Below are 22,133 nucleotides of genomic sequence, written 5' to 3'. Positions count from 1 at the left end.
AGGGAATGAAGCAGCAATATCCAGTAATTTGAGGCATGAATAATTGCCTGCACTGCGGCATTGCCACGGCGAACCCCAAATATTGCTCCCGGTCGCATGCGGCCATCCATACTAACCAACAGGCCCCCAAGCGGCAGCTGACGCGCAAATGCCAAGAGTGCGACACGCTGATTCCGGGCAGCCGGCAGTTTTGCGCGGTGCACGGCAAGCGCAAAGCTGACTACCGATTGCTAACGGTGGCACAGCTCAAAGCGAAAGACGCTATCAAGCATCCCAGCTATTACCGGGGCTACCTGAACAGTATCACCCGGCTGTTGAACGCGCACAGGCCACGCACTTGCCAGGCATACGGCTATGATAAACACGTTGAATATTGCCACATTCAGCCCATTAGCGCTTTCCCTGATTCCGTCATGGTGCAAGAGGTGTCAGGGCCAGAGAATATTCTGGTGCTTTGCCCGAACTGCCATTGGGAATACGACCACAGCCTTTCAGCAATAAACCCCGCACTACCCAGCCAGTGATAGGCTGATAGTGCGGGGTCTAACTAAGTGAGCCTGACAGGAATCCAACCTGTACTCTAGCCCTTAGGAGAGGCTTGCTTTATGCAGTTAAGCTACAGGCCCAGGTAATGGGATTCTTCTGCAAAGATAACCCAAGTCTGTGAACCTGTAGTCAGCCCTACATCTTATACAGCAGTGCGATGCCGAACGAGAGCGCCGTGAGAATCAGCCCGACCATGAAGATGGTGTAGCTGGTGCGCAGTAGGCGGTACTTGCGCGTCAGCACCTCGCCGAGGTAGTAGATGTCCGTCACCATGTTGGTGTAGAGCATGTCCTTCGTGCGCATCAACTCGCGCATACCGCCCTGGAAATTGTCGAGATTGAGCTTGGTAAACTGGCCGAAAAACAGCAGGTTGACGCGGCGATTAGTGGCGATTTCGGGGCTTTTCTTTAGCCAGGCGAAGCTGGTCACATCGGGCTGGGCCGAGAGAATGGCTGTAATAACCGACCCCAAGGCCGTCACCAGCAGAATGCTGATGGGAATGCCCAGCACGGGGTTGCCGCTCATCATAGGGCCGAGGGCGCCGGCCTTGCCCATTTTGGCTCCCAGGTAGGTGATGATGACCGACATGAGCACGGCGTTGAGCTGAATCATCATGCTGGCCTTTTTGTCGGCCATGTCGCTCAGCTTCATGTGGTTCGAATACATGGTGCGGAACATGGTTTCGATGCCCCGCTTGGGCTCGGCGAAGGTGTCGGACTTTTCCTTGGTCTTCTTCTTGTCCTTTTTCTCCTTCTTTTTGAGGTGGTCGCGCTGGTCCTCGATGTTCTTTTTCAGGGCCTTCTTATACCGCTCCTTGCCGGCTTCGGAAAGGTACTTGTGGGCCAGCATGAAGTTGAGCTGCAATTCCGTCCACTCGGGCGTGGTGTAGGTTTTGTTGAGCACCAGCTCCCACTCGGTGCGCAGCAGCTCGGCGCGAGAGCGGTAGTCGTCGCGCGCCAGGTTGCTCATATCTGCATCGGACAGGATTTTTTGCAGCTCCGTTTCGGGGGGCGAGTCGCGGTGCGTGGTTTTAATCAGGCCCTGAATTAATTCGATGCGGGCTTTGGGCAGGCCGTGCTCGGCGAGCCAGGCCCCGGCGCGTTCCATGCTGCGGAACTCGTGGCCGTCATACACATCGAGGTAGCCGGCATCGTGAAACCAAGCGGCCAGCAGCAGGTTCTCGGTGTCCTCGTCGCTGAGCTGGGCGGCGGGGGCCAGGGCGCGGCATTCCTTCACCACGGCCTCGGTGTGGCCGATGGTGTGGTAGGTGAGCTTGGCCGGCAGCTCCTTGGCAAACAGGTCGGTGATGTAGGCTTGCGCCTCTTTCACCAGCGGCGAGGCTTTGGCTTTGGGCGATTTATCGGCCTCGGCTTCCAGCGGCAGCTCGGTGGCGGGGGCCGCTTCAGGTGCGGCCGGAGCCGGATTTTCCACCGATGCAGCCGGTGCGGATGCCGCAGAAGTTTCGACGGATTCGGGGGTAATTTCTTTCATGATACGCGAAGCTACGGCCGGCGCATTGGGCTGGTCCGCCGGCTTTCAACGCGAAGCGCGGGCCGGAAGTTAAAAACCGGGCCAAACCGCACCGCCGTGCTTTGCGTAACGGGCGCTACAGCGCCGGCCCACAGCCGGGCGGGCGCGTTATTTCCGTATTTGCCCGGGCCCTGCGGCGTGGCCCATTCTTCGCCTCGTAAATTTATTTCATGCACCTACTTCGCCGCCTCTCTTTTCTGCTTGCCTGCTGCCTGCCGCTGCTGGTTTCTGCGCAGCCCGCCGCCCCTCAATCATCAAAAGAACTCAAAGAACCCAAAGAGCCGCGGGGCACTCAGCGGGAAGCGCCCGAGCCCGGCGAGTCGGACCAGAACCCGCACGTCAGCCGCCCCAACTACCGCCGGGCCGGCGTGAATTGGCAGAAGAACATTCCGCCCGATTCCAGCCGGATTCGCTACCGCGTGTTTCTGATTGGCGACGTGGGCAACCCCATTCCGAAGGCCAAGGGCGGCGAGCCCAGCCTGAACTACCTGCGCCAGCGCATTCTGCAGGCCGGCAAAAACAGCACCACCATCTTCCTGGGCGACAACGTGTACAACTTCGGCATGCCGCCGGAAGGGTCCTACGACCGCAAGTTTGCCGAGGAGCGCCTCACGGCCCAGCTCGATATTTTCCGGGGCTATGCGGGCGAGAAATACATGACGCCCGGCAACCACGACTGGATTCAGGGCGCGGCCGGCGGGCTGGAACAGGTGAACCGCGAGCAGGCCTTCGTGGAGCAATACATGCGCAAGGATTCGACGCAGTTTGCCTACACCGGCGACTTTTTCCTGCCCCGCGATGGCTGTCCCGGCCCGTTTGAGGTGCGCGTGCAGGATGACCTCGTGCTCATCGCCCTGAATTCGCAGTGGTTTCTGACCCCGGCTACCAACCGCCCTTTCGGCCTGAACGGGGCCTGCGGGGCCGACAACAATGACGACGTATTTGCGGCGCTGGAGGAAATTATTGCCCGCAACAAGGACAAGCACATCATGGTGTTTGCCCACCACCCGCTGTTTTCCGACGGCATTCACGGCGGCTATTTCACGCTGGCCGACCATATTTTCCCGCTCAGCATCGTGCTGAAATATGCGTTTGTGCCGCTGCCCATTATTGGCTCCATTTACCCGTTTGCGCGGAAATACGGCGGCATCAGCCAGGATATTCCGCACCCGCTCTACCAGGCTTACCGCAAGGGTTTGCTCGATATTTTTGCCAAATACCCGAACGTGGTGTACGCCGCCGGGCACGAGCACAACCTGCAATACTATACCGAAGGCAGCACGCACTTCATCACCAGCGGCTCGGGCTGCAAAACCCAGCACGTGAAGCCCGGCGATGGCGGCGGGGCGCTTTTTTCGGATAAGGAGAAGGGCTTTGCCGTGGTGAACTACTACGACGACGGCCAGGTGTGGACCGAATACTTCATTCCGGAGGGCAACGGCCAGTCGGCCCGCCGCGTGTTCCGCACGCCGATGTACGCCAAAACCACGGGCGCCATTGCCACCGCGCCCGCTCAGCCCATCTCCGAAACGGCCCTCATCACCACTAACGGCCTGCCCGGCGGCAAAAAGCTGCTCCAGACCGAAGAGGCCATCAAGCAGAAGAAAAAAGACAAGGAGAAGAAGAAGGAAAAGGAGGCCGCCGCCATTGCCAAAGCCCCGATTCCGACCAAGCGCCCCGACTTCCGCGACAGCTCGGTGACGGTGGCCATCAATGCGAACTACGACAAGCACGGGGCCTTCCACAACTGGCTGCTGGGCGAGCACTACCGCAAGGAGTGGGCCACGCCCGTGAAGCTCCGCACCCTGGACCTGGCCAACGACAAGGGCGGCCTGATGCCCTACAAAACCGGCGGCGGCAAGCAAACCGCTTCGCTGAAAGTGCGCAACGAGGAAGGCCACAACTTCACCCTGCGCGGCATCGACAAAGACCCCGCCGCCGTGCTGCCCGAGCAGCTGCGCACCGGCCTGGCCAAGGCCGTGCTGCAGGACCAGATTTCGGCCCAGCACCCGTTCGCCTCATTTGTGCTGCCGCCGCTGGGCACGGCGGCCGGCATTCTGCACACCAACCCCGTTCCCGTTTACATCCCGCAGGACCCGCTGCTGGGGCAGTACTACGCGCAGTTTGCCAACCTGCCCGCGGCGCTGGAGGAAGATTCCAAAGACAACCAGGACAACGTGGAAAGCCTCGGCTTCGCCAAAAACCTGGTGGGCACCGAGAAAATGCTGAGCCGCCTGCTTGACGACAACGACAACCAGGTAAACCAGAAAGCTTTTGCCCGCTCGCGCCTCTTCGATATGTGGATTGGCGACTGGGACCGCCACGAGGACCAGTGGCGCTGGAGCGAAATAAAGGACAAGGAAGGCGACCGCACCTTCACGGCCGTGCCCGAGGACCGCGACATTGCCTTCTTCAAGGGCGATGGCGTGCTGCCGTATTTGATTTCGCGCAAGTTTGCCATCCGCAATTTCCAGAACTTCGGCTACGACTACGCCGATTACAAGGGATTGAACCAGACCGGCATGAGCAACGACCGGGTGTTTATGAGCGCCGTGACCCGCGAAGACTGGATTAAGGAAGCCGAGTACATGAAAACCCACCTCACCGACGAGGTGATTGAGAAGGCTTTCCTGGAGAAGTGGCCCAAGCAAATCTATGACCTGCACGGCAAGGAAATCATCGCCAAGCTGAAAAGCCGCCGCGACCTGCTGCCCGACCTGGCCGGCAAGTACGCCGACGTGCTGGCCGAAATAGTGGAAGTGCGCGGCTCGAAGAAAAACGAGAAATTCACCGTGGAGCGCCTCAGCAACCGCAAAACCCATGTGGTGATGCAGAAGATTAACAAGGACGGCAAGCTGACCAAAATCCTCTACGACCGCACGTTTGATGATGATGTGACCGACGAGGTGCGCCTCTACGGCATCGCCGGCAAGGACGTGTACGATGTGAAAGGCGACGTGAACCGGGGCGTGAAGCTGCGCATCATCGCCGGCACGGGCCACGACTCCATCACTACCCGCGACCACGTGGGCGGCCTGCTCCACAAAACCCAGATTTACGACGCCGACACCGGCAACGTCATTGTGGCCAGCTCCGAGGCCCGCAAGCGCCTGGAGCCCGGCTACGAGGTGAGCCGCTACGACTACCCGCACCGCTTCGACCTGAAAGACTACCGCCTCGACTACCTGGGGCCGGCTCTGTACTTCGGCTACAACATTGATGACGGCATCCTGCTGGGCGGCGGCGTGACCTACCGCCACTACGGTTTCCGCCGCGAGCCGTACTCGTGGGAGCAGACCATCACGGCCAATTTTGCGCCGGCCCGCGATGCCTACAACATCCGCTATTCGGGCCATTTTACCCGCATCTTTAAGAAGACCGATTTGCACATCGCGGCGCAGTTCTACGGCCCGCAGCTGCTATATAACTTCTTCGGCATCGGCAACAACACCGCGAACCTGGCCACCGAGGACGAAACCCGCGGCGTGGTGACCAACCGCACCGTGAACAGCGCCTACCGCGTGCGCTTCGACCGCTTCACCATCGCGCCCACGTTTGAGCGCAAGATGTTCAGCTTCCTCAAGTTCGGCATCGGGCCGCAGTACGACCAGTTCCGCATCGAAAAGGAACCCATCGGCTCCATCATCAAAGACAGCCTGACCAACAAAGCCGGCGTGACCACCTACGAGAACCGCCGCTTTGGCGTGCGCTCCTCCGACTTCCAGACCAACCAGTACCTCGGCGGCCTGGTGTACCTGAATCTGGATGCCAGCTCTTCGGCTAAAAACCCCCGCATCGGTCTGCGCTGGAACAACGAGTACCAGTACAACTGGCAGCTCAACAGCGAAAGCCTGAGCTTCGGGCGCTTTACCTCAGAGGTGCGGGCCTACCTCACGCCCAATTTCCCTTTCCACCTCACGTATGCCGGCCGCATCGGCTACCAGCACAACTACGGCGACTACCGCTTCTACCAGGCCAATACGCTGGGCGGCACCACCAACCTGCGCGGCTACCGCCGCACGCGTTTCGCGGGCCGCACGGCCATCTATGCCAACTTCGAGCCGCGCCTGGAGCTGTTTTCCTTCAACGCCTACCTCTTCCCCGGCAAGTTTGGGGTGATGGGCCTGGCTGATATCGGCCGGGTATATTCCGACAACGACACCGGTACCTACACCGGCCTCAATGCCTTCCACAGCGGTTTTGGCGGCGGCATTTACGTCGATATCCTAAAGGCCGCCATCATCAACGCTACCTACTCGGTAGGGGAGGAGAAGCTGGTGTTTGTCGGGTTCGACTTCCTGTTCTAAGCCGAAGCCCGCCGCGTAAATTTAATAAGTTGCTTAACTGGCAATAGAAGCAGACTTTTCTGCATTCTATTGCCAGTTTTATTTGGTATTGGGTTGTGTTTCTAATGATTTGGTAATAAAAATGCGAAAACGTAACCTTTTTTTCTTAAATTGGTATCCCGATTCAACCATTTTTTTACCCTATTGCCCAACCACTACATGAACAAACTTTACTTCTCCGCGCTGGCCCTGTTGGCCAGCGCCGCTCCCGCCCTAGCCCAGGATGCCCAGCGCCTCGCGCCAGTCACCGGGATGGAAACCACTACCCCCATCACGCACCGCGCCTGCGGCACGATGGAAGTGCTGGCCGCCCAGCTCGCCGCCGACCCTGCCCAGGCCCAGCGCATGGCCCGCATCGAAGCCCAGACCCAACAGCTGCTGGCCAACCCAGCGCTGCAGCGCAGCACGGCCGGCACGGTCATCATCCCGGTGGTGGTGCACGTGCTCTACAACACGGCCGCCCAGAATATCTCCGACGCCCAGGTGCAGTCGCAGATTGCCGTGCTGAATGAGGACTACCAGAAGCTGAACGCCGACTACACCAAAACGCCCGGCATCTACGCCGGTCTGGTGGCCAACGTGAACGTGCAGTTTGTGCTGGCCAAGCGCACCCCCACCGGTGCGGCCACCACCGGCATCATTCACAAAGCCACCAAAACCTCGTCGTGGAGCACCAACGATGCCGTGAAGAACTCCAAGCGCGGCGGCGATGATGCCTGGGATGCCACCAAATACCTCAACCTGTGGGCCTGTAACCTCGGCCAGGGCCTGCTGGGCTACGCCCAGTTTCCCGGCGGCTCGGCCAGCACCGATGGCGTGGTGATTCTGTATTCGGCCTTCGGCAGCCGCGCCAAATATGCCGCCGGCACCTACACCAGCACCTACGACCTGGGCCGCACCGCCACCCACGAAGTGGGCCACTGGCTGAACCTGCGCCACATCTGGGGCGATGACTCCGGGGCCTGCACCGGCTCGGACCAGGTGGCCGATACCCCCAACCAGGGCGCTGAGAACTACGGCTGCCCGGCTTTCCCGCACGTGTCCTGCTCCAACTCGGGCGACATGAGCATGAACTACATGGACTACACCGACGATGCCTGCATGTACATGTTCTCGACTGGCCAGAGCCAGCGCATGAACGCGCTGTTTGCTGCCGGTGGGGCCCGCGTGGGCTTGCTCACGTCGCCGGGCGGCACTGCGCCGCGCACGCTGGCCACGTCTTCGGCCGCTTCCTTCTACCCCAACCCCGCCGCTGATGTGCTGACGCTGGACCTGCCACGCGGGGCCGATGCCGCCCGGTACGCCGTGCGCGTGTATGACCTGACGGGCCACGAAATGACCCAGGTGCGCTACGATGGCCGCGGCCAGATGCGCGTGAGCGACCTGCCCAAGGGCCTGTACTACGTCACCATCGGCACCGGGGCCGAGGTGAGCCGCCAGCGCTTCGAGAAGGAGTAGCCGCTTCCGGTTTTTGTTTGTGCGACGCCTTGCCCTTTGGGCAGGGCGTCGTTGTTTTTGCTGGGGACCAGTGCGGTTGATTAGCGGGTTAGTAGTGTGGAGATTAGAAAAATTTACAGTTGGGATGAGGGAAAAAAGCTAAAATTCCAGCTTAATTATCAAACTAATATATGAATAGTGTAAAACCTTAAAAATATTGCCATGAATGCCGGAATTTTGTGAATAACGTTGCAATATTTTCAATAGCTTGCCGGTCCAAAAACAATTTTCACCACCAAACCCCCATTTGAATGAAAGCAAATGTTTACGCTGCCGCGTTGGGCCTTCTGGGTCTTGCGCTCACTTCTAATTCGGCTAGTGCGCAGGCACCCGCCCCGCATCGTACCTGCGCTTCGGTTGAAGTGCTGGCCGCCCAGCTCGCCGCCGACCCCGGCCTGGCCCAGCGCATGGCTGCCATCAACAACCAGGCGGCGCAGTTTGCCAAAAGCAACCAGGCGACCAACGCTACGGCTGCCGTTACGCTGACCATTCCGGTGGTGGTACACGTGCTGTACAGCACGACTTCCGAGAATATTTCCGATGCCCAGATTCAGTCGCAGATTGACGTGCTGAACGAGGACTACCACAAGCTGAACGCCGACTATACCAAAACCCCCAGCGCCTTTGCCGGCCAGGTGGCCGACGTGGGCATCCAGTTCGTGCTGGCTAAGCGCGACCCCAGTGGCCTTGCCACCACGGGCATCGAGCGCAAGAGCAGCACCACCACCAGCTGGGGCACGGCCGATAAAATCAAGAGCACCAGCACGGGCGGCCTCAACGCCTGGAACTCCAGCCAGTACCTCAACCTGTGGGTGGGCACCATCGGCGGCGGCATTCTGGGCTATGCCCAGTTTCCCGGCGGCGCGGCCAGCACCGACGGCGTGGTGATTTCGCCCGTGTACTTCGGGCGCACCGGCACCGTGACTTCGCCCTACAACCTGGGCCGCACCGCCAGCCACGAAGTGGGCCACTGGCTGAACCTGAACCACATTTGGGGCGATGACTCCGGGGCCTGCACCGGCACCGACAACGTGAGCGATACCCCCAACCAGGGCGCTGAGAACTACGGCAAGCCCGTATTCCCGCACGTGTCGTGCTCGAACGGCCCGAACGGCGATATGTTCATGAACTACATGGACTACGTGGACGACAACGCCATGTTCATGTTCTCGACCGGCCAGAGCTCGCGCATGAACGCGCTGTTTGGCACCGGCGGCGCTCGCGTGAGCCTGCTCACCTCGATGGGCGGTGTAGCTCCTTCGGGCGGCACCTGCCCTACGCCGGCCAGCCTGGCGGCCAGCAGCCTCACCAATACCTCGGCCACGGTATCGTGGGCGGCGGCTACCGGCGCGGTTTCCTATAACCTGCAGTACCGCGTATCGGGGGCCACTACCTGGACCACGGTGAACCAGACGGCGACCAGCAAATCCCTCACCGGCCTCACCGCCGGCACTACCTACCAGTACCAGGTGCAGACGGTGTGCAGCGGCAGCAGCAGCGCCTACAGCGGCATTGCCAGCTTCACCACCACCGGCGGCACCGTTGCCTATTGCGCCAGCAAGGGCACCAGCGTGGCCTATGAGTACATCGACTACGTGGCCCTGGGCAGCATCAGCCGCACGTCGGGCGCCGATGCCGGCTACTACAACGGCACGGCCAGCAGCACCAGCCTCGCGGCCGGCTCGGCCCAGACCATCAGCTTCTCGGCGGGCTTCACGGGCTCGGCCTACTCGGAGTATGTGAAAGTGTACATCGACTACAACCAGAACGGCGTGTTTACCGATGCCGGTGAGCTGGTGGTGTCGGCGGCAGCCAGCACGGCTGCTACTACCCGCACGGGCTCGTTCACGGTGCCCACTACGGCCAAGAATGGCGCTACCCGCCTGCGCGTGGTGCTGAGCGACAACAGCGCCACCACTAGCTGCGGCAGCTACAGCTACGGCGAAACGGAGGACTACACGGTGAACATCACCGGCGGTGCCCGCCTCGACGGCACCACGGTGCGCACCAGCGGCACCACCGGCCTGGCCGACCAGTACACGCTGTACCCCAACCCGGCCACCAGCGTGCTGAGCATCGCTCGTCCGCTGAACATGGACCCCGAGCAGGCGTTCTCGGTGCGCGTGTACGACGTGCGCGGCACCGAAATCAAGGGCCTGTCCTTCGTGGATGGCCAGCTGAACGTGGCCTCGCTGCGCACCGGCATCTACACGCTGAGCGTGAGCGACGGCAGCAAAACCTCGCACCAGCGCTTCGTGAAGGAATAGTCTTTCTGAGCTCCTGAAAACAAAGAAGCCTCGGCCGGTTGGTCGGGGCTTTTTTGTGTGGGAGGAAGTGGCGATTAGCTCGGAGCCGCGCATCTGCTGCTCTGTATTGGGAATGTGCTGCTTTGTATTGAGAATATATTACTTGAGTCCGGGAATGTATTACTTGGTATTAGGAATATGCTACTTTAGGGTGATAATCCATTGCTTGGTATTGAGAATGTATTACTTCATATCAAGAATGTGCTAGTTGGGAGGATGAAATGCGTGCTTGTAATAAGGCGGCTGAAAAAGAGGGCGTTGAGCGACGGCACAGGGCGGAAAAATCCTTCTACATTAGGGCCGCCAGCTGAGATTGGCTGGTGTGTACTCATCTTTCCTTTTTACCCACAATGACCGACGCGGAAATCAACTACCAAGGCATGGCCCTGAACGTGCTCAAGCTGCTGCGCGACAGTAAACCGAGCTGGGAGAAGCTCTACAAAAAGATGCTGCCCGACTACACGGCCCTGGAAACGGCCCTGGCGGCCCTGGATGGCAAGGCCCAGCAGCGCAGCGGCATCAGCAGCAAAGGCTACACCGAAGCCCACGACGTGGCCGAAACGGCGGCGCTCGACGCGGCGATGCCGGTGGTGCAGGGCCTGAAGGCGCTGTATCAGGACGGCGGCCACCCGGCGCTGGCCAAGGCGGCCGGCTACACCCGCTCGGACATCGACAAGCTGCGCGGCCTCACCCAGGTGGCGGCCCTGGAAGACCTGTACACCACCGCCCAGCCTCTGGCCAATGAGCTGGCCGACGAACTGGTGGATGCGGCCCTGCTCCAGGCCCTGCACGACCGCACCGTGGACTACAAGCTCCTGGTAGGGGCCGCCCGCCAGCAGATAACCGGCGGCAGCGTGCTGCGCGAAGCCGCGGTGCTGCACCTGGGCGAGGCCCGGGCCGCCATCAATAAACTGGACGTGCGGGTGCCCAACCTGAAAAGCGCCCTCCCGGAGCTGGTGACCCAGTACGAGAAGGCCCGCGTTATCGTGGACGCGGGCAAGGGCGGCAAAACCAGCGATACGAAAAAAGCAGCGTAGCAGCGCCGGGTTGAGAAACGAAGAAGCCCCGGCTGCGTGAGCGGCCGGGGCTTCGTGCGTGAACGAGCGGCTGCGCGTAAGAAAGGGCAAGAACGATGGCTGGCATCTGTCATCGCCAGCGCCGCTGCTATCCTGACGATGGGGGCCAAGCCGATGATTTTTGACAAGGATGCCGCTGATAAAGCAGCTAAAAAACGGCTCGGAAAACCTGTGTTTCCGGGCCGTTTGGGTATTCTAAAAACGCTCCAGAATACGTCCGTTTGTTGGAGGGCAAGAGTTCACGAAACTCATCCCAATTCAGTGTTTCGTAAACTTTGATTCGTGAACGGGTTTCTTAAACTCCATCTATGACGCAAGGCTATTTTTGCATCTCTGTGGACGAGACTAAAGAGTAGTTCAAGCAAAGGAGCGTTACTTTAGGTTTGTCTGCCTATGCTTAGCCTTTCCCTCATAGCCCGTTATTTTCAAGGTGAACTTCCCGCTTCCACCATTGCTGCGGCCGTGGGAACAGTGCCGACGGCACCGCTGGGGGGAAGCATCCCCATCTACCTGCACGAAGACCAACCGCTAGCCGTGACAGCCGCTGATGTCCGGATGCTGTTGCACGCCTATTTAACGGGTGACTTAAGCGTGAGCATCGTGGGCTACGTGGCCGATGCGCTGGGCTTGAGCAATCACGTCGAGTTTGTCCCCTTGGAAGTTCAGGACGTGTTGGAGTGCACCACTGACCCAGAAGTAAACGGCCCGCTCAACGAGACAATGGCGTGGGCCTTGCTCAAGGATTTGGCAGGCTTACCTCCCCAGGCTTGAACTTCACCTAATTCAGTTCACAAAAACGGTGGCAAGGTAAACGCAGCAATTCAGTTTAAGGAGCGTTCTTGCCGCTTTTACTCCCCCACCCACTCTTCAAGGGACATGACAACAGCTGAGCGACAAGCACTAGCGAAAGGGCGCATCATATGGCGAGGTGACCTCTCGGACGATTGTTCCGCCAATTGGGCGGGGCTGTTGCTGCGGGCCGAATGGATGGAGAAAAAGTCGTGGTGGTGGTGCGTTTACGACATGCAAGACGATAAGGAAGTGCAGATTGATAGTTCCAACCATTACAGCAGCCGCTGCATTGGCGGGATAGCCGCACGAGCCAACGCTGTAAATGCTGCCCGGAAGTACTTGCTCGAATTAGGCTGCGTCCTGAAAGCGCCACCAAAACGGATGAGAATCACCCTCAGACGAACGGGCCGAATCAAATAAGGGAATGGGCGCCCTGTCGTTCACTTGAACGGTCCCAAGGTAAACGAGGCACGTTCAAAGAAAGAAGGGGTTATCTGCACCAATTCCAATACCCTTTCTTGCGTTCCTTTACGCCCATCCCTCAAAGCTCGTCCATCGGTCCCATGAACAAGAAAGTCGGCTGGAGCCTCACCTTGGGTGCTTTGGCCCTGCTCGTGGCCCGCGGCTTGCGACAAGAAATCGGCAACTACCACGCCGGCACAAACGGCGTCTGCGTCAAGGCGCGGGCATACACCCTTTCCTTTCGGAGCACCGAATTTATCGTGGAGGTGGATTACCGCTACCGGGGAAAGCGATATTCAGGCACGGTGACGTGCCTGACGCGAATCAGGAGCGACTCGTGCTACATCAAAATCGACCCGCAACACCCGGACTACGTAGCGTATGCCCCAGATTGCATGGCGCAGAACGATTAAGCAGCTCATTCAACGAAAACGTCAATACTCCATCCAGTCTATGGTCATTGTAAGAATCGTTTCCCTGCTTCCACTGCTCACCTTAATCATCACAAGCGGATGTGATTATTGCAGCTCTTCCATCAAGCGTGAGCCGTTCAAGGGCATCGTAATCGACAAACATATCGAGCGTCAAAGTCGAAATACGCACACGGTTGTCGTCCTCAACAAGAACAAGACATCTTATATTTTCACGCACTATAGTGATACAATCAACTTCTATAGCAAAATCGCTATTGGCGATTCGATAGTGAAAAAGGCCAATTCAACTACTTTTAGGATTAAGCATGGTCGAACCGGCCATTTGTATGAATTCAGTTGCGACTAGTGATTCGTAAACATCACTAAAGGGAGACATCGCTAGTTGCTCAAAGCTACATTCACGGCGTCCGGATGGGCGTTTAGGCAAACGGTCCCAATCGCAAAGGAGGGTTACGTTGGGGTGCTCAGGCGCTACTTTTGGAGCCGTGCGTTTGGGATGCTTTCCCCTTTAACTGTTCGTATGAAAGGTGTTTTCTTTCTTTTGTTCTTCGTGCTCACCGGTTCGTTCGCGGGTTGCACTTCCGCAACCGAATCCAAGGGCGTGGACGAAGTGCTGGCGTTCTACGGGGGCCAAGTCGTGTACGCGAAAGGAATGTCATCTTCCACCGAAGACAAAGTGCAAGGCAAGTTTTACGAACTCAAGCTTAGCGGTGCCGCTGATAAAATCCAGCAACACTTTGCCACCTTTGACCTGCCTGCGTCCAACTGCGCGTACTTGTTTTTTCATGCTCTTTCACCAGCCGAAAAGAAGAATTACGCCTTCATCCGAATCAACATTGAAGCAACGGGCGGCAGCAACACCCACGAGTTTGCCACCCAAGACTTGGCGCGGGTTGAACAAGCCATGTCATTAGTCGCTCCTGCCGTGGACGACCTGCGCGCGGGGGAGTATGACCGGTTTTTGACCCGTGGCAACCCGCTCGCCGCGTCCCCACAGGAGTGGCAAAAGACCAAACCAACACTAGTCGCCGTCGGCCGCCAATACGGTCCAGTGAAGGCGTTTAGTTTGCAGGGCTTTGAAACGATGCAGCGCAATTTGGACGACGGCACCCACCAATTAGTTAGGCTAGCGGGGGTGTTGGTCCGAGGAGGACAGAATACCGATTTCACCTTTGTAGTAGAACCCTCTGCATCTGCTCAAAGCAAGTACCTGTACGGCTTTAGCTTCTCGAAGGAGTAAGCAGATAGCGATACTCCTTCTCACCCGTTCACTTTAACGGTACTCAACATTAATCTCTTGCAACAAATGGACTATCTTGGCTGGGGTACGGGGGACGGGCGAGGCGTCCGAAAAAGGAGAATCAGCGCCCACACTTGCGAGGCATAGTTTACCCCGTTGCTTAAAGCGAACAGCCAATCGGTGCGCAACTGGTGCATCACCCGCTCGGGATGGTAGGTCAGGGTTAGCGCCACGCTAGTCACAAAAAGGATGAGCAGCAAGACCCGCGCCCATCGCTGCCCCAGCCGAATGGCGTAGTACCAGCCCAGCATCAATAAGCCAGCGCCAACCAACACCCAAGGGCTCAACGGGTGCGCCACGGCCGGCTGTGGATAGAACTGTTTGCTCAGCAACCAGCAGACCGTGGACAAGGCCAAGCCCGCAAACAGAATATTAGAAGCCAGGACGTAAGGATTGCGTTGCGGGTCAGGTTGCATCGAAGGGCGCGGGGAAGGGGACTGCGGAGCGTCAAGCTACGAAAAACCCCAGCTCACTGTATGAGGGTGGGCGAAATGAGTCCTCAAGTATCTGTTCAGCCAAACGGTCGTGGCGTAAACGCGCTTCGTAAATCGAAACGAGCTTTATTCTGACCTCTGCTTATTCAGGCGGTTTTGGCGGAAACGAGCGAGTTGTTTAGGGGTTGGCGTTATCGGGTAAGGCATACCCTCAAGGATTTTCTCGAGTTCGTCCATGTCTTCTCCTTCCGCCAGTTCTGTGTTGTATTTACTGAAAAGCATCCCACGCACTTTAGCCGCCTCGTTCACCAATTTGGGCTTAAACAGGTACAATAGTGCCCAAGCTAGGTCTTCGTCATTGTCGGAGTAATGCCGCCCAAGACTTCCTAAACTCACGACGAGCTTTTCCATAAAGGCCACTGCTTGCAATGCCTCCTCTTCTGTCAGTTCTCTCATTGAAGAGCGATTTTACGCGATACTAAGGGCGTTCAGCCAAACGGTCGTGGCTGTTGCAGAACTTCTGGTCCGTCTTTGCTCCCTATTCCCAGCGGATACCACTTACCTTTTGGACCTAACTTTTAACCAAGGCCGTTCGCACTAATTATTCAGCAAATAGGCGATGCCAAAGCGCACGGTTTGCCCAAATGACTGGCGGGCGGGGCCACCCACCAGGCTTGCCTGCGCGCTGATGAGCCCCAGCGAGTAGCTGGCGTTAAGGCCTGTGCGGCCGTGCCAGGCGATGAGGTCGGCCCGCAGGCGGCCATCTACCCCCGCGGACGAGCGCTGGGCGTCGGTGGTCCAGCGGTAGCCGTTGTTGAAGGTGCCCTGGCCGTGCTCGCGGCTGGCCAGCACAGCCGCCAGCTCGGGGCCGGCCAGCGCGTCGAGGTGCAGGGTGCCCGCTTGGAAGCGGTGGCCGTAGCCCACGAACAGGCTGATGTTGTGCGAGTGCAGGTAGGTGCGGCCGTCGGCGGCGTAGCGCTGGTAGCTGCCCTGCTGCGTGCGCGCCGACCAGTCCACGTTGCTGACGCTGGTGATGTCGGTGCCCACGCGCTGCCAGTCGTAGCCCAGGTCGTAGGCCCAGAGCTGGCCCCGCTCGCCCACGCGCAGCACCCGCAAGCCCAAGCCCAGGCCCAGGCCGGCCCGGGTGCCGTAGGGCGTGTTGGTGTAAGCGTCGCCGAAGTACAAGCCGTCCTGCGAGTGGCGGTTGATGAAGGAGGTGGGGGCCGCGTCGGGGCCGCCGTACCAAGAGAGGTTGGCGCCAGCGCGTTCCACCACTTCGGTGTGCTGGGCGTGGGCCGGGTGGGCTAGCAGCAGGGCCGCGAGGGGCAGCGGGTAGAAATGTTTTTTCATCTGAAAACGGGAAGCGGAAACGGTAGCGGCTAACCGCCTAGCCGGGGCCGGCCAGTGGTTGTACCGCGGGGCCGGTAGCTGAAGCGAAGGCAGGAGGCGTGGGTTAGCGGCTCATTCCAGCCGGCCTGACTGGGTGAAACAAAGTAGCTCGTTTTGGGCAAAGCGTTGCACCTGCGGTTGATTCAGCGTGGCGCGATACTCCACCAGCCCTGCTGGGGCCGTAGCGTCCGGCGCCACGCGGTGCGGCTGAAAATACGCTGGTAAGCTGACCGGGTAGTACCGGGCTGTCCGGTACACGGAAGCTTGCTGCTGGCTTTGCGTGGCAGCGAACAAGTCTTTACCCCCGTCATCGCGGCAGCGCAGGTTGGTCGCGTTGCGCTAGGTAGTTGAATAAAACGCACGGGCGGTGGCAAACGCCGTCAGCGTAACCTGCTTGAGAAAAGCATCGGCGTTCAACCAAACGGTCGTAGCTATTGTAGAAGCAGACGGTTGGTCTGCGCTCTCTTAGACCTATGCAAGTTCACAAGGTGCTGCGGGCCAAACACCTATTTCTGCAATAGCCACGTCTGGTTAAGCGACGCGATGAAACTCAGCATAGGCAAACTCTAGGGTTTCAATGGCAAGGGCATTTTCTTGGGACTTGAAATCCGACATCGACCACTTCACGGGCCACGCTTCCCGGAAATGCCAGGTGGCCAATGGCACGTTCTGGCCGTTGAGCAGGCTCAGCAGCACATCGGTGCATTTAATGGGCTTCGAGAAATCGGTGTTTATCGAAGCCTCAACCCAAGTGGTTAGCGGGGAGTTGAAGCTCACGAACCCGCGCCGCAGCACCAGGTTGCCGTACTTGGTGCCCTTGGGCATGCGGTGCTTATAAGCCTGTCCGCCTTCCTGAATTTCCTCGATTTCCAGTTCCGCCGCCAGCCCCGTAGCCTCCTGAAAGGCGTTGTCGGCCGGGGTGAATATGGCGCCGAATTGAAGCTGGAAATAAAAGCTGCCTGGGCTCATGTAGCGTCGCGATTAACCGTTGGCGATGGTCAGCGTTTCGTAAGCCAGCTCCAGGGTTTCGATGACCGCCTCGTTGCCGTCCGACTTCAAGTCCGTGCCCGTAATCTTGGTCGGCCAAGCGTTGTTCAGCGTCCAGGTCATGGTGGGTTTCCCCGACTCGTCGAATAGCTTGATGACCACCGTCGTCCGTTTGATGGTGTTCATCTTGATGGTGTTATACCAGGTCCAGAACTTGTTGTCCTTCACAAAGATGCCCTTCTTGAGCGTCACGTTGCCGACTTTCTGCAAGCCGGGCATCTTGATGGTTGAGAAGTTCGTGCTGTTGCCGTGCCGGTACTCGATAACCTGCGTTTCGGTATCGAGGCCGGTCACCTCGTTGAAGTAGTTGCCTACGCCGCCGCCCAAGCCATCGACCTGGAAATAGAATTTGGCTAAGGGCCAGATGGTTTGGCTTTGGGCGCTGCTATCGTCTGCCATAAGTGAAAGGAGCGTTGATGGTAAGACGCAATTTCTTTTCTACCGCAATATACCCTGCAGAAACGCATCCTGATTCCGCCGTATTGGACAAGTAAATCGGCACAGTAGTTTACGAAAACGGTCCGAATGGCAGAGGAGTATATTCGCGTGCTCACTCATGCTGCTCCAATGCTCCTCTATTCTATTGCGGAAGTACGCTTCAGGGAAAGAATCATACGGTACATCAAAGCGCGCAAAGGAACCTCTTTTCAGCAACTCCTTGACCTACGGCAGTCCCTGCAGCAAGCCAACCCTGCGCTGATAGTGGTCGCGCTAGCCGGCGAGCATCATTTTGGCGGCGCTTCCACAGCAGTGGACGATGACTTGTTGACCGAGTATTTTCAAACCCGTGAGTTCGTCAATGAACGGCTTGTTTGGACGAAAGAAGTTTACGCGGGCTAAACGGTCTGTTCAGGGAAAGGAGCGTATTCTTCATACCCCAACAGTCCTGCTCTATGGAGCCTGCGGCTTTTGCTCTACAGTTAGTAAGAGCACATCCACATCAACAGACTTGCAGTATGCGGTAGCTATTACGGTTTCACCGCTCCAATACATGGTATCGTTACGCACGGTCTCGGGACCAAATCGGCGGTGTAGTTCCTTTAAAACAGCGGGTATGCCCTGACCAACAGCAGATGCGCTGACCTTGTGCAGTTTCCCTTTTTTGTAGTCCCAGTATATGGCGAAACCTAAGCTGTCTGCAAGGTTGAAGCTTCCGTCGGTTCTGCGGAGAGTATGCTGAATAAATGTCGTCTCATCCCCATGTGCAGAATACACGGTTGCGTTCGTTAGCAAAGCGGGTGAGCTGCCGAAGGGGACTCCACCAAACCCACTTTCTCTGTCTAGCTGCGCTGGAGTGCCTAAATCTGAATTACAGCCAGCCAGTAGAGCCGTCCAATAAAGAAGTTTCTTCATCTCCTTGGTTTAAGTAAACGGTGCACTGAGTAGGCAACGGCTTACCCACAACGCCGGAATAATAGAAACTGCTTCTTGCCCGCAAATTGCGCCTGCCAGGGCCACGTGGCGGCATCGGCTTGTAAAAGGGGCAGGGCGGCCTCCCACGGCGCGTTGTCGCGCAGGCATTCGCCGATGAAGTCCCCGTTGGGCTGCCGGCTCTGGTAGACTTTGACCCAATGAAAGGGCCGGTGCAGGGGCAGGGCCTGCACCAGCGGGGCCAGCAGCTGCACGAAGTGGTCCGGGTCTAGGTCCGCCACCCCGGTCCACGCCCCTTGCACCTGCAGCGGTCCCGCGACCGGGTGCCAGCGCGTGCCTTCCGGGAGGGCGACCCAGTCCAAGACCGGGTCGTGCCGGCCGTCTAAGGCCTGCAGCACCGCCGCCAGGACCCCGTCCACGTAAATCCGGGCCCCATTGGCGACCGCTTCGGCGGGGTCCGTGCCGTAGCCCACCAGGCAGTCGTCGATGGCCGTCGGGAAGTACTCGGGGTGGTGCACGCGCACGCCCAGGGTGCAGAGCACCGCCCCCGGGTGGCGGTCCACGCGGAACACCGTCGAGGTAAGGGGCAGGCCCAGTGGGGCCAGCTCCCATGCGTCGCCGCGGCTGACGACGCGCAGGTCGGGCGCGGCGGACTCGATGGCGGACCGCAGGCCCTGGCGAAGCGCTTCCAGCAGCGCAGGGGTAGCCGGGTCCTCGGGCGTGGCGCGTGGCGCAGCAGCGGGGGGCGGGGAACGAAAAAAATGCCGGAGGCGCTCAAACAAGCTCATGGAAGCATCCCACGCATAAGAAGCAAGGGGGCTGCAATAGTACTAGAAAAGCCACCATCTGATTCTCTGTTCACTTTTACGGTCGAACGAGCAAATGGAGCGTTTCTTTGGTGTGATGAATCGAGCGCATGATTGACCAACAGACCGGCCACTTGACTTTAGCCCCTTCGGTGTGCATCTGCGCCGGCGATTCGTTGGAAACGGTCGCTGCTCTCGTCGTGGGCGAATCGACGGAGGTGCGCGACTTGCACAACGGCTGGAAGTGGTTATCGACGCACAACGTCCCGGTAGGGCCGAACTACGTTCACTTCCACTTCTGTTTTTGCCAGAATTGCTTGCAGATGATTTCGGTGGGCATTTCGCCCGAGCGAACGGCACTACTTGGGAGTTGGGAAAACTGGTCGGAACGCGCTGAAAGGGAACGCTTAGGGGCATTGAAACACTGGGTGCGCGAAGAGCTAGGACGCGAAGGGCGCTTTTCCTGGGGAACCGTCACCGCGGATTATGACGAGAAGAGCGCCAGCAGCGGCATCACCATCACCTACAATTGAGCGCCCTACCGCTTCAAGGGTCGTGGCTTAAACGCGCTCCGTTCAAAAATAGGAGCGTCTAGCTTTGGTGAATGAGAGTTTCCACGCTGGTCCTGTCCGGGGTCACCGGCTGCGAAAGCAGAGCCCTCCGGTATTCGGCCTTTGAAGACTTAGTGGTGGGCTCGTATACCGTTCGCCTGTTCACCAACGGGGAGTGTGCAGTGGAAATGGGCCTGGGTTACCACGAAGGGCGCTACACCCTGCAGGGAGATACCATCCGCCTCACGTACCAGGAGGGCCCGCTGCGGGGAATGCCCACCCGCTTGCTGCTCACCCCCACTTACCTCGTTACCCTGCCTTCGCCGGAATATCCCCGGTCGACTAGGATGCACCGGCAATAGTTGACAGACGTTCAGCCAAACGGTGGCGTTTACGGACCGTGATTTCTGGCTTCGTGAGACTAAAATCACTTCTAAGCACCGGCCCTGTTGTCCCGAAGGGCCTGCCGGGCATTGCCGGGCTAACCCTTGCTCCTTTTTAGTATGGGTAGAGGCGCACGGACACAAGGACATCGTTTCGAAAAATGACCCGACAGTCACGGTCTACTTCTTCATTGCTTACGCGAATGGTGTCTGGATACCCGTTAAGTGTGCAGTCTTCGCAGATGGCTTTTATAAATTTTGCTTTGGGCATGCCAATGTCAATTCCGTGGCACATCCGGGCCAAGCGCTTGTCACTAATGAAAAGTTCGTCCAATAAGAAGTTGTAGGGGCTTTTACGAAACACAATCTTGGATTGATTTTTCGTCACCGTAATCAACGTATCCGTGGCGTTGTCATCGTAATGATTTTGCATGGTGGATTTCACGATGCTGGCGCTTCGAGACATTACACCTGCGATATCTTGCTCGTGCAGCTCGCGACAGAAAGGATCGAGAACAAAATCGCTTATTATCCGGGTGTCCTGCCGTCCGGCGGGCACTGGCTGCTTTTTACGGGGAATAGGTTCTGCTGGAGCAATGGACACCTCAACTCCGTTGGTGCGAGCAAGCGAATCGTTCGCCGTCGACAATTCGCCGGTGGAGACCGCGGCACTTCCTGTGGTTTTTGGGTCATTGCCACACGAAGCCACGAAGCAGGCCACGGTTAGCAGGCCGCAAAAAAAGATAGCAGGGGGCAACGCAAGGTTCATGTTCTTTTCTTATCATCGGCAGACCGATTAGCCGATGTGCAGACACGGCCTCGAAATATAAGTCAACGAAGGAGGGGAAGGCAATATGCTGCTTCCCTTCTGGGGCGATGGCGTCCGTTCAACAGGCGGAGCAAGGAGCCCGCGGGACGGGCCCACCCCGCCGCGGGGCAGATGCCCGCGGAGGACTACAGTTACTTCCTCCTACACGCGAGCGACAGCGCCACTGGTACTACGCCAGGTTCCAGCCTGTAAACACCGCTGATGGCTCCAGTATTCCAAGTTTACTTAAACGGTACTACGTTGAACGTGCTTCGTTCAGAAATTGGAGCCTTTGTGGAAGGTGTTAACCAGTCACAAGCCTGACTGGTCACTCCTGCACGGCGCCTTCGGGCAGCGTGTCGGGGAGCGGAAAATGAAAGAGGTCCTCCAGGCCTTGGGCGAGAACCGGCGCGGAGAAGGCCCCGGCGCACGGCGATGGCTTCCCGGACGACGCGCCCGCCTCGCGCAGCGCCTGTGCCAAGTGAAAGACGATTGCCTGGGGATCCGCGTAGGCCGCAACGGGGGCATTGCAGTACGAGAAAAGGCGTTGGCCTTTGCGGTAGACCAGCACCTTGACAATTGCCCCGTCCGTTGGCTCAATTCGAATGCCGCCCGTCCCGATTGAATCCAAGCGCACCACCTCTTGAGTTAAGGTCAGCACTTGCCGTCGTTGGGGTTCTGACAGGGCAAAACAATGGACGGCGGAGTCGGGCGCGTCCACGTTGAGGTGCAGCGCTTGTACCCGGCCAACCGAATCCATCCGGTAGGCCCACGTTTCGTTCTGGCCGTTAAAATGCAGCAGTTCCAGTACCTGGATGTCGTGCCCGGCGCCGGACGGCGCCCCGCAGCGCATGAACAGTGGCCCGGCCATGAGGAAAAAGAAGGCACCGCAGCGCGAAGGCATACTCATGGTTCAAATAAACGGTGTGTTGCACCGATTCCTAATGCTTTCTCCCTCTATCAGATAAACCGCTGCGCTTTAATGCCGAATTTCGGAGTACCAATTCAGAATGCAGAACGCGATATCATACCATACGCCGTAACCGGCCAGATAC

At 58.5% G+C, this 22,133-nt stretch carries 21 protein-coding genes and 1 tRNA gene; 11 read left to right on the top strand and 11 right to left on the bottom strand.

Annotated elements, in window-relative coordinates; translation table 11 throughout:
• Positions 1 to 35 precede the first annotated feature (35 nt).
• Positions 36 to 524, top strand: a complete 489-nt coding sequence (locus ACYU70_RS18100) for an HNH endonuclease (RefSeq protein ID WP_342298579.1) — start codon at positions 36 to 38, stop codon at positions 522 to 524.
• A gap of 28 nt (positions 525 to 552) precedes the next feature.
• On the opposite strand, the gene ACYU70_RS18095 is transcribed toward ACYU70_RS18100, so the two are convergent.
• Together ACYU70_RS18095 and ACYU70_RS18090 are read right to left on the bottom strand one after the other, a co-directional pair.
• Positions 553 to 626 (bottom strand) — tRNA-Arg (locus ACYU70_RS18095).
• Positions 627 to 681: 55 nt separating this feature from the next.
• Complete coding sequence (locus ACYU70_RS18090) at positions 682 to 2,037, bottom strand: Pycsar system effector family protein (protein ID WP_342298580.1); 1,356 nt, start codon at positions 2,035 to 2,037, stop codon at positions 682 to 684.
• Between the two features lie 209 nt (positions 2,038 to 2,246).
• On the opposite strand from ACYU70_RS18090, the gene ACYU70_RS18085 reads away from it, so the two are divergent.
• The 7 genes from ACYU70_RS18085 (at position 2,247) to ACYU70_RS18055 (ending at position 14,229) form a co-directional block, all read left to right on the top strand.
• On the top strand, positions 2,247 to 6,383 hold the full coding sequence (locus ACYU70_RS18085; protein ID WP_342298582.1) for a metallophosphoesterase: 4,137 nt from the start codon (positions 2,247 to 2,249) through the stop codon (positions 6,381 to 6,383).
• 198 nt (positions 6,384 to 6,581) lie between these two features.
• Entirely contained in the window at positions 6,582 to 7,880 is a 1,299-nt protein-coding gene (locus ACYU70_RS18080; RefSeq protein ID WP_342298583.1) for a M43 family zinc metalloprotease, read from the top strand.
• Positions 7,881 to 8,170: 290 nt separating this feature from the next.
• The gene (locus ACYU70_RS18075; protein ID WP_342298585.1) at positions 8,171 to 10,186 is read left to right on the top strand and encodes a GEVED domain-containing protein; all 2,016 of its coding nucleotides are present in this window, start codon (positions 8,171 to 8,173) and stop codon (positions 10,184 to 10,186) included.
• 389 nt (positions 10,187 to 10,575) lie between these two features.
• A complete protein-coding gene (locus tag ACYU70_RS18070) occupies positions 10,576 to 11,262 on the top strand; it encodes a hypothetical protein (RefSeq protein ID WP_342298587.1) in 687 nt (228 codons plus the stop codon).
• 501 nt (positions 11,263 to 11,763) lie between these two features.
• Entirely contained in the window at positions 11,764 to 12,072 is a 309-nt protein-coding gene (locus tag ACYU70_RS18065) for a hypothetical protein (RefSeq protein WP_342298589.1), read from the top strand.
• Positions 12,073 to 12,611: 539 nt separating this feature from the next.
• On the top strand, positions 12,612 to 12,968 hold the full coding sequence (locus tag ACYU70_RS18060) for a hypothetical protein (protein WP_460616064.1): 357 nt from the start codon (positions 12,612 to 12,614) through the stop codon (positions 12,966 to 12,968).
• 541 nt (positions 12,969 to 13,509) lie between these two features.
• Positions 13,510 to 14,229 (top strand): hypothetical protein, encoded by a 720-nt coding sequence (locus ACYU70_RS18055; protein WP_342298591.1) that lies wholly within the window; start codon positions 13,510 to 13,512, stop codon positions 14,227 to 14,229.
• Between the two features lie 71 nt (positions 14,230 to 14,300).
• On the opposite strand, the gene ACYU70_RS18050 is transcribed toward ACYU70_RS18055, so the two are convergent.
• The 5 genes from ACYU70_RS18050 to ACYU70_RS18030 form a co-directional block, all read right to left on the bottom strand.
• The gene (locus ACYU70_RS18050) at positions 14,301 to 14,705 is read right to left on the bottom strand and encodes a hypothetical protein (protein ID WP_342298592.1); all 405 of its coding nucleotides are present in this window, start codon (positions 14,703 to 14,705) and stop codon (positions 14,301 to 14,303) included.
• Positions 14,706 to 14,849: 144 nt separating this feature from the next.
• A complete protein-coding gene (locus ACYU70_RS18045; RefSeq protein ID WP_342298595.1) occupies positions 14,850 to 15,179 on the bottom strand; it encodes a hypothetical protein in 330 nt (109 codons plus the stop codon).
• Between the two features lie 141 nt (positions 15,180 to 15,320).
• Positions 15,321 to 16,073, bottom strand: a complete 753-nt coding sequence (locus ACYU70_RS18040; protein ID WP_342298597.1) for a hypothetical protein — start codon at positions 16,071 to 16,073, stop codon at positions 15,321 to 15,323.
• Between the two features lie 570 nt (positions 16,074 to 16,643).
• The gene (locus ACYU70_RS18035) at positions 16,644 to 17,081 is read right to left on the bottom strand and encodes a phage tail protein (protein WP_342298598.1); all 438 of its coding nucleotides are present in this window, start codon (positions 17,079 to 17,081) and stop codon (positions 16,644 to 16,646) included.
• A gap of 12 nt (positions 17,082 to 17,093) precedes the next feature.
• Positions 17,094 to 17,558: a phage tail protein gene (locus tag ACYU70_RS18030; RefSeq protein WP_342298600.1), complete on the bottom strand. Its 465-nt coding sequence runs from the start codon at positions 17,556 to 17,558 to the stop codon at positions 17,094 to 17,096.
• A gap of 168 nt (positions 17,559 to 17,726) precedes the next feature.
• Between ACYU70_RS18030 and ACYU70_RS18025 the strand changes: the two genes are divergently transcribed.
• Positions 17,727 to 17,999 carry a hypothetical protein gene (locus ACYU70_RS18025; protein ID WP_342298602.1) on the top strand — a complete coding sequence of 91 codons (273 nt, stop codon included), beginning with the start codon at positions 17,727 to 17,729 and terminating at the stop codon, positions 17,997 to 17,999.
• A gap of 51 nt (positions 18,000 to 18,050) precedes the next feature.
• On the opposite strand, the gene ACYU70_RS18020 is transcribed toward ACYU70_RS18025, so the two are convergent.
• Together ACYU70_RS18020 and ACYU70_RS18015 are read right to left on the bottom strand one after the other, a co-directional pair.
• A complete protein-coding gene (locus ACYU70_RS18020; protein WP_342298604.1) occupies positions 18,051 to 18,512 on the bottom strand; it encodes a hypothetical protein in 462 nt (153 codons plus the stop codon).
• Between the two features lie 41 nt (positions 18,513 to 18,553).
• Positions 18,554 to 19,318 (bottom strand): DUF6348 family protein, encoded by a 765-nt coding sequence (locus tag ACYU70_RS18015; protein WP_460616063.1) that lies wholly within the window; start codon positions 19,316 to 19,318, stop codon positions 18,554 to 18,556.
• A gap of 128 nt (positions 19,319 to 19,446) precedes the next feature.
• Here ACYU70_RS18015 and ACYU70_RS18010 point away from each other — a divergent pair, with 128 nt between their 5' ends.
• Both ACYU70_RS18010 and ACYU70_RS18005 read left to right on the top strand, forming a co-directional pair.
• The gene (locus ACYU70_RS18010; protein ID WP_342296994.1) at positions 19,447 to 19,869 is read left to right on the top strand and encodes a hypothetical protein; all 423 of its coding nucleotides are present in this window, start codon (positions 19,447 to 19,449) and stop codon (positions 19,867 to 19,869) included.
• Positions 19,870 to 19,940: 71 nt separating this feature from the next.
• Positions 19,941 to 20,249 (top strand): hypothetical protein, encoded by a 309-nt coding sequence (locus tag ACYU70_RS18005; RefSeq protein ID WP_342296995.1) that lies wholly within the window; start codon positions 19,941 to 19,943, stop codon positions 20,247 to 20,249.
• A gap of 136 nt (positions 20,250 to 20,385) precedes the next feature.
• Here the strand turns inward: ACYU70_RS18005 and ACYU70_RS18000 are convergent, their stop codons facing one another.
• Positions 20,386 to 21,039 (bottom strand): hypothetical protein, encoded by a 654-nt coding sequence (locus ACYU70_RS18000; RefSeq protein WP_342296996.1) that lies wholly within the window; start codon positions 21,037 to 21,039, stop codon positions 20,386 to 20,388.
• Positions 21,040 to 21,406: 367 nt separating this feature from the next.
• Positions 21,407 to 21,988 (bottom strand): hypothetical protein, encoded by a 582-nt coding sequence (locus ACYU70_RS17995; protein ID WP_342296997.1) that lies wholly within the window; start codon positions 21,986 to 21,988, stop codon positions 21,407 to 21,409.
• Positions 21,989 to 22,133 lie beyond the last annotated feature (145 nt).

This window comes from Hymenobacter segetis, from assembly GCF_054776495.1.
This window is presented reverse-complemented; position numbering and strand designations above follow the sequence as displayed.

Bases quoted from the DNA above. Each gene is read 5' to 3' on its own strand.
- ACYU70_RS18100 (WP_342298579.1), top strand. From the start codon at position 36: ATGAATAATTGCCTGCACTGCGGCATTGCCACGGCGAACCCCAAATAT.
- ACYU70_RS18090 (WP_342298580.1), bottom strand. From the start codon at position 2,037: ATGAAAGAAATTACCCCCGAATCCGTCGAAACTTCTGCGGCATCCGCA.
- ACYU70_RS18085 (WP_342298582.1), top strand. From the start codon at position 2,247: ATGCACCTACTTCGCCGCCTCTCTTTTCTGCTTGCCTGCTGCCTGCCG.
- ACYU70_RS18080 (WP_342298583.1), top strand. From the start codon at position 6,582: ATGAACAAACTTTACTTCTCCGCGCTGGCCCTGTTGGCCAGCGCCGCT.
- ACYU70_RS18075 (WP_342298585.1), top strand. From the start codon at position 8,171: ATGAAAGCAAATGTTTACGCTGCCGCGTTGGGCCTTCTGGGTCTTGCG.
- ACYU70_RS18070 (WP_342298587.1), top strand. From the start codon at position 10,576: ATGACCGACGCGGAAATCAACTACCAAGGCATGGCCCTGAACGTGCTC.
- ACYU70_RS18055 (WP_342298591.1), top strand. From the start codon at position 13,510: ATGAAAGGTGTTTTCTTTCTTTTGTTCTTCGTGCTCACCGGTTCGTTC.
- ACYU70_RS18050 (WP_342298592.1), bottom strand. From the start codon at position 14,705: ATGCAACCTGACCCGCAACGCAATCCTTACGTCCTGGCTTCTAATATT.
- ACYU70_RS18045 (WP_342298595.1), bottom strand. From the start codon at position 15,179: ATGAGAGAACTGACAGAAGAGGAGGCATTGCAAGCAGTGGCCTTTATG.
- ACYU70_RS18040 (WP_342298597.1), bottom strand. From the start codon at position 16,073: ATGAAAAAACATTTCTACCCGCTGCCCCTCGCGGCCCTGCTGCTAGCC.
- ACYU70_RS18035 (WP_342298598.1), bottom strand. From the start codon at position 17,081: ATGAGCCCAGGCAGCTTTTATTTCCAGCTTCAATTCGGCGCCATATTC.
- ACYU70_RS18030 (WP_342298600.1), bottom strand. From the start codon at position 17,558: ATGGCAGACGATAGCAGCGCCCAAAGCCAAACCATCTGGCCCTTAGCC.
- ACYU70_RS18025 (WP_342298602.1), top strand. From the start codon at position 17,727: ATGCTCCTCTATTCTATTGCGGAAGTACGCTTCAGGGAAAGAATCATA.
- ACYU70_RS18020 (WP_342298604.1), bottom strand. From the start codon at position 18,512: ATGAAGAAACTTCTTTATTGGACGGCTCTACTGGCTGGCTGTAATTCA.
- ACYU70_RS18015 (WP_460616063.1), bottom strand. From the start codon at position 19,318: ATGAGCTTGTTTGAGCGCCTCCGGCATTTTTTTCGTTCCCCGCCCCCC.
- ACYU70_RS18010 (WP_342296994.1), top strand. From the start codon at position 19,447: ATGATTGACCAACAGACCGGCCACTTGACTTTAGCCCCTTCGGTGTGC.
- ACYU70_RS18005 (WP_342296995.1), top strand. From the start codon at position 19,941: ATGAGAGTTTCCACGCTGGTCCTGTCCGGGGTCACCGGCTGCGAAAGC.
- ACYU70_RS18000 (WP_342296996.1), bottom strand. From the start codon at position 21,039: ATGAACCTTGCGTTGCCCCCTGCTATCTTTTTTTGCGGCCTGCTAACC.
- ACYU70_RS17995 (WP_342296997.1), bottom strand. From the start codon at position 21,988: ATGAGTATGCCTTCGCGCTGCGGTGCCTTCTTTTTCCTCATGGCCGGG.